This is a genomic window from Dethiosulfatibacter sp. (assembly GCF_983023055.1).
The window spans coordinates 1-6,816 of the sequence record NZ_CEZJXU010000094.1 but is presented as its reverse complement, the minus strand read 5'-3'; the positions used below and the strand labels follow the sequence as shown (position 1 = coordinate 6,816).

Genomic DNA, 6,816 nt, shown 5'->3' with positions numbered 1-6,816 from the left:
TTTTCGCTGCTGTCACGGCATTAAATGCGCATAACTATATCTTGAAATGACGCCTGTATATGATATACTTTTAAACATTATTATTCAAAAGGATGTGAAGTATATGAAACCTGAAATCACAAGAAAAATTTTCAATGAAATTGAAGAAGGATTAAAGAGGGAATTTATAGGACAGGACAGTCATTTCAATGAATTGTGCAGATACTTTGAAAAAAAGGTTATAAAGGATAAACGTGGAATTCTTCTTATTGCAGGTGATGCAAATACCTTTAAGAAAATGAGCCTCAGATATGTATTTAGTGAGCTAAAGGAAAAAGGTATTTTGGAAAATGGTCAAATAGATGTAGTAAACCTTGGTTCCTATGATTTTGTTTTTGGATACAATTCATTTCTTACTGACTTGAATGAGGCCATGAACAGTGACTCCGATGGCTTGATATTTTCCAATTTAGAGAAGGCCAGTAAAGAAATGTTGGAACTCATATCAAAAATTAAGCCGGGTGGAAAGATTAAACTTTTAAAATCTTACTCCATGAAAAACAAGATATTAATTGAATCGGCAGATGATGAAAATGCTATAGATTCATTGAACTGCGGGGACAAGCATATCATGTTTGTATACAATAGGAAAATCAACAGTGACTGCAATGACTTTATTGAAAACAATATACCAAACAGGGATAAGGTTTTGTTCACAAGAAACCTCACTGGGGATGAAAAAACTGTACTTATTAAAAAGGTTGTATTAAAGGTGTTAAAGGAACTTGAACTTGAATACAACATGGACATTACATTCAGAAACAAGCACAGTGAAAAAACAGATACGGAACATGGCATAGTACAGCATATAAATGAATTCCATGAAGATGAAAATTTCACTTTCATGGATTATGTAAGGTTCAAAATTGGAAAGCCTCTAAGAAATATCCTTGAAAGTGCTGGAGCAGATAAGCAAGGGAGAATACTTCTATATGTTGAAGAAGATAAAATATACGCTAAAATAAATGACAGCATATATAAATTGAAGGAATATGCAAGTCCTTCTCTTGATGAGGTAAAACATAGGCTTGAATCTCTTGTTGGAATGAAGGATTTCAAGGAATATATCTCAAACATTGATAATAACTTCAAGGTTCAAAAAATCAGAGAGAGGCTTGGTATGGAAACTGTCAAAATGTCTTTCAACATGGTTTTTCTGGGAAATGCAGGAAGCGGCAAGACTAATGCAGCCAGAATTACTTATGACTATTTGAATGCACTTGGACTTCTTTCTAGAAATGTTTTCCGGGAAGTGAGCAAATCAGATTTTGTTCCAGGTGAGCATGGAGATGTACTGGAAACTACAAACAACCTAATAGAATCAGCCTATGGAGGAGTATTGTTCATAGACGAGGCATATTCACTGCTTGAAGATGAAAACGACAAAGAAGGAAGAGAAATAATAGATACTCTTCTTACGGCCATGGAAAACAACAGAGGGAATCTTGTTGTTATTCTTGCAGGATATGAACTTGAAATGGAGAAGCTTTTCAAAATCAATCAGGGTCTTAAGTCCAGGTTTCAAAACACAGTTCATTTCAGAGACTATACACCTGAGGAGATGTATGACATAGCAGTGCAGATTGCAGGTCAAAAGGGATATTTCATAGCTGAAAACGTGAGAAATGAACTTATAGATTTATTTACAAGGAATCAGATAATTGAGAAAAATGGTCTTGGAAACGCAAGGTTTGTAAGAAATATAATTGAAAATGCAATAATGGATGCTTCCAAGAAATATCTGCAGGACCCCGTAAGACAGATAGATGTCCTATACAGGTCGAATTTTAACTTTAACGCAAAAGTTCAATTTGACCTTGAAAAGAAACTTGAAAACATCATAGGTCTTAATGAGGTGAAAGGTCTTCTTAGAGACCAGTTCAGATTGCTTAAAGCACAGGAAAAAAGGAAATCTGTTGGAGTTGAGACTGAAATAGAGCAGAATCTAAATATGGTATTTGCAGGAAATCCTGGAACGGGAAAAACTAGCATTGCAAGGCTTGTGGCCGAAATGCTAAACAGCATGGGTTTCTTAAAGGGAGGTCAGCTGATAGAGACAGACAGGGCAAGTTTTGTATCAGAAAAAATGGGTGAAACTCCTGCCAAGACAGAGAAGACATTCAGGAAGGCAATTGGTGGAATACTCTTTATTGATGAAGCGTATGCACTTGCATCTGATTCCTTGGGAAGAGAAGCAATTGAAACACTCCTTAAGCTTATAGAAGACTATTCAAAAGAAGTAATTGTTATACTAGCCGGTTATAGTGAAGAGATGGAGGATTTCTTTGATGTAAATATAGGGTTGAGATCCAGATTTCCTCTATGGACGAATTTTGAGGACTACAATCCTGGTGAGTTAATGGGAATCGCTGTTAGACTTCTTCAGTCAAAGGGATTTACACTGTCACCAAATGCTAAAAAGGAACTTAAAAGAAGCTTTGTTGACATATATGAGAACGGTGATGTACAAGCAGGCAATGCCAGAATGGTAAGAAACCATGTTGAAAACCTTATAAGAATCCAAAGTGGAAGGATTGCTGATGATGTTATAAGTGCATATGAAATGAACAATATTATTTCAAAGGATGTAATGAAACTTGTTTCAACTGAAAAGGATAGTAGCTTTAATCTTGAGGAGAAGCTGGAAGGAATATCAGGCAATGAAAATGCCAAGGAATTTTTGAGGGAGCAGTATAAGCTCTTTATAATAAATGAAAAAAGGAAAAGGTTCAACATTGATTCAGACATAAACAAATATAAAAATTTCATGTTTTCAGGGGGCATGGGAACAGGAAAGGGTATAGTTCTTGATACCTTGTCAGAGATGATGTTCAGCATTGGAGCGGTTAAGACAAAGCTTCCCTACGAACTTCACAAAAATGAAATTATGAGTTTTATGGAGGCTGGAAAAACCCTTGAAGACATATTAAACAAGGGCATTGGAAAAGTCATCTTCATTTATAAGGCAGATCTTTTAGTTCATGAAAGAAATGCAGATGCTATAGTGGTTGATCTCATTAAATTCATTGATAAGAATAGGAACAGGCTTATTCTAGTAATTGAAGGTGAGGAAAAATCACTTAAGGAGATGATGAAAAAATATCCTGCTTTGGGTTACAGGATTCCTGTAATGGTAAATTTTGAAGAATACAGCGAAAGAAACCTTTTTGACCTTGTAGTGAAAATATTTGAAGAAAAGGGATATGCTTTGGAGTTAGACTGTAAGAGTGAATTGACTGAAATTATATGTGAAATACAGTCAAACAGCAATATCGTCCTTAAAAACGGTCTTATGGCAAAACAGCTTATAGACAATATTGTAAGAGTGCAGAGTGTCAGAGTTTATGACAGCAAGCTTAAGGAAGATGAAATCAATTCATTAATCGTAGCTGATATCCAGAAGGGAAGAGACATGTTTGTTAGGAAAAATTCATAAAAAATTTGCATTTGTTGATAGAAAAAATTATAATTAAAGAAAGGCATAAGCTTGGATTTTGACTTAACTGGGTCAGTTCCACTAGAACACATACTGATAATTGAAACTACAACATAAGTTTATAGTGCAACCGACCATTTCTTTAGGTCGGTTGTTTTAAATTTGCTGATGTTTCATCCTAATGATGTAAGAAAATAATACAAGAGGAGGATGTTTATGAAAGGTTCAATGTCTCTTGGGAAAATTAAGGGAATAAGAATTGAAATTAATATTAGTTGGATAGTTATATTTTCACTTATCACCTTTATGATGGCTACAAGTTATTTCCCTAGTCTCTATTCAGGAATGAATCCTATTGTATACTGGATTCTCAGTGGATTTATAGCAGTTCTTATGTTTATATCCATACTACTACATGAATTGTCCCATTCGGTAGTTTCAATAAGCCTTGGAATAAAGGTAAGCAGCATAACTCTCTTTATCTTTGGAGGATTGGCTCAAATTGAAGAAGAACCCGATGATCCCATTAAGGAGATGAAAATAGCCATTGCAGGACCAGCCATGAGTCTTGTTCTTTTTGTAGTGTATTCTATTATAGCGAAACTTTTACTGAGCATGGGTGTTCCAGAAATATACTTGGTGTTTTTAATATGCTTCCCGGTTATCCTCTTGATGGTGGAAGAGTCTTGAGGGCAATCATCTGGTATTACAAAGGAAGTCTTCAGTTTGCAACAAAAATAGCTTCCTCAATGGGTGACCTTTTCGGATACTTTCTCATATTCGTTGGACTGTACTGGGCGTTTTCAGGAAATGTACTCAATGGATTGTGGTTTGTATTCATAGGGTGGTTCATTAAACAACTGTCTCAGTCAAGCTATCAGAATATGATGATGAATGATTTATTTACAAAGATTCATGTAAGGGAATTCATGACAAAGGAACTGATAGTTGTAAACTACTTTACCTCTGTAGAAGACCTTGTTGAAAATTATTTCTATAAATATAAATATATATGCTTTCCAGTTGTTAAAGATGAGAGCGTCCTTGGTCTTGTTACAATAGAAAGCATTAAGAAAATCAACAGGGATTTATGGAACCAGACTTCAGTAGGAACAATTACGGAACTTTTGAGAGAGGATCTTATTGCTGCTCCTGATGATACTGTAATATCGGCCATGAAGAAGCTTTTCGCCAACCAGATAGGAAGAATGGTAGTAATAGAAGATGGCAAGCTTATAGGAATAATCTCAAGAACAGACATCCTCAACTATATAAGGGTTTATTCAGAACTGCACAAATAGGATGAATGATTTATTCATTATGATTCAATATTCAGAATAGTGTAAACTCAAAAACGGGAAGGTTAAAAAATGCCTTCCTTTTATAATGTCCAGAATAGCTTATTTACATGGACATAAGGTCTTAAGGGTGCTAAAATTGTATGTGAAATAAAATTGAGAATATTAATAAAAAATAAAAATAGAAATGGAGATATAAATGGAAGCTAGAGAAAAAGCTGTATATGATTACCTGGATAATCTTGGAATAGAATATGAAAAAAGGGAACATCCTGCCGTATTTACCTGCGAGGGAGCAACCGAATATACGGGAGACATGAAGGGTATGCACTGTAAGAATCTTTTTTTTAGAAATAAGAAAGGCAAGAGGCATTATCTTGTGATCTTTGATGAAAGAAAAGAAGTCAACATCAAGAATATAGGTGCGAAAGTTGGAGAATCAAATCTAAGCTTTGCATCGGAACAGAGGATGATGAAATACCTTGGGCTTACACCTGGTTCAGTTTCAGTCTTTGGAGTTATCAATGATGTGGAAAATGAGGTAAGAGTAATTATTGATAAGGATGTTTTGGATAGTGAATACGTTAATTTCCATCCAAATGTTAATACAGCAACTCTTAATATGAGTATAAACGATTTCCAAAAATATCTGAAAAACTGTGGAAATGACATCAAAGAAATCATAATATAAAATGAAATTCACAATTGGAGAAATGGCAAAGCTGTAGGAGTATTTAATGAACAGAATCGAAGAATTGAGAACAGAAAAGATATCAAAATTGTTGTACAAGTATTTCATACCTACCGTATTTGGCATGCTTGTGGTTGCAGTCCATATAACCATAGACGGCATATTCATTGGAAGAGGAATAGGCAGTGTAGGAGTAGCTGCTGTTAATATTGTTGTACCCTTTTTCACAGTGTATACTGCAATAGGTCTTATGTTTGGAATCGGTGGAGCAACCCTTGTTTCAATTGAATACTCAAGGAACAATTTCAATAAGGCAAAGGAAATTTTCACAAGTTCCGTAGCAGTGGTAATTTTAATAGGTGTGGTCATGACTATCCTCACCCTGATCTTCAGGAATGAACTGGCTATACTTCTTGGAGCAAATAAAGCAATGATTGAATCAGTAAACGAATATTTCTTCGTAATCATATTATTTACACCAGTGTATATGCTTGGAAATGTAATGAATACAATGGTGAGGGCCGACGGTTCGCCCAAATTTGGCATGATTTGCACTGTTGTGGGAGCTGTTATCAATGGAGTATTTGATTATATTGCAATTTTTAAGATGGGTTGGGGACTTACGGGAGCAGCCGCTGCAACTGGAATAGGAAATATTGTATCCCTTCTTATGCTGGTGTATTATTTTAAAAGCGACAAAAGCAAGCTTGGCTTTGTAAAAACTAGATTGAGGTTGAAAGTTGTTGCAAATATAGCGAAAATAGGAGTGCCTTCTTTTATAACTGAAATGGGTATTTCCGTCATGACAATGTATCATAATATCACAATGGTAAACCTTGCAGGAGAAAACGGAGTTGCGGCCTATGGGGTAATAAATTATATTTATCCAGTAATGATGCTTCTCTTTTGGGGATTGTCCGTATCTATGCAACCTGTAATAAGTTACAACCACGGAGCAGGGTTGAAAGAGAGAGTAAAAGAGTCCATTTCACTTGTTTTGAAAATTTCTATAGTAATGGGAGTTGTTTTTTTCATTATAGGAATCTTCTTTAATGAAGAAATGGTAAGGCTTTTCATAAGGGATCAGGAAGAAGTTGTAAAGCTTGCATCTAGAGGAGTAGTGATATACTTTTTTAATTTCATATTCCTTGGATTCAACATGGCTGTAATAATGTATTATCAGGCAATTGAAAAGCCAATAATACCTACTGTTCTGACAATTTTGAGAGGATTTGTCATTGTTCTTTCGTTTTTATACATTTTACCTAAATTCTTTGGTACCGACGGTGTATGGATGACAATACCTGCAACTGAAACTCTTGTGTTCATCATAATAGTTGTATACGAAAAGA

5 protein-coding genes are annotated in these 6,816 nt (G+C 35.0%); all 5 read left to right on the top strand.

Annotated features, from left to right (window positions below):
• Positions 1-103: 103 nt before the first annotated feature.
• Positions 104-3,475 (top strand): AAA family ATPase, encoded by a 3,372-nt coding sequence (locus AC3AX0_RS04930; RefSeq protein ID WP_487549195.1) that lies wholly within the window; start codon positions 104-106, stop codon positions 3,473-3,475.
• Between the two features lie 216 nt (positions 3,476-3,691).
• On the top strand, positions 3,692-4,165 hold the full coding sequence (locus AC3AX0_RS04925) for a M50 family metallopeptidase (RefSeq protein WP_487549194.1): 474 nt from the start codon (positions 3,692-3,694) through the stop codon (positions 4,163-4,165).
• A complete protein-coding gene (locus AC3AX0_RS04920) occupies positions 4,126-4,776 on the top strand; it encodes a CBS domain-containing protein (protein ID WP_487549193.1) in 651 nt (216 codons plus the stop codon). The genes AC3AX0_RS04925 and AC3AX0_RS04920 overlap by 40 nt, the downstream gene beginning before the upstream one ends.
• A gap of 196 nt (positions 4,777-4,972) precedes the next feature.
• Complete coding sequence (locus AC3AX0_RS04915) at positions 4,973-5,464, top strand: prolyl-tRNA synthetase associated domain-containing protein (protein ID WP_487549192.1); 492 nt, start codon at positions 4,973-4,975, stop codon at positions 5,462-5,464.
• Positions 5,465-5,510: 46 nt separating this feature from the next.
• Positions 5,511-6,816, top strand: a 1,306-nt coding sequence (locus AC3AX0_RS04910; RefSeq protein WP_487549191.1) for an MATE family efflux transporter, incomplete at its 3' end; no start/stop codon positions are given.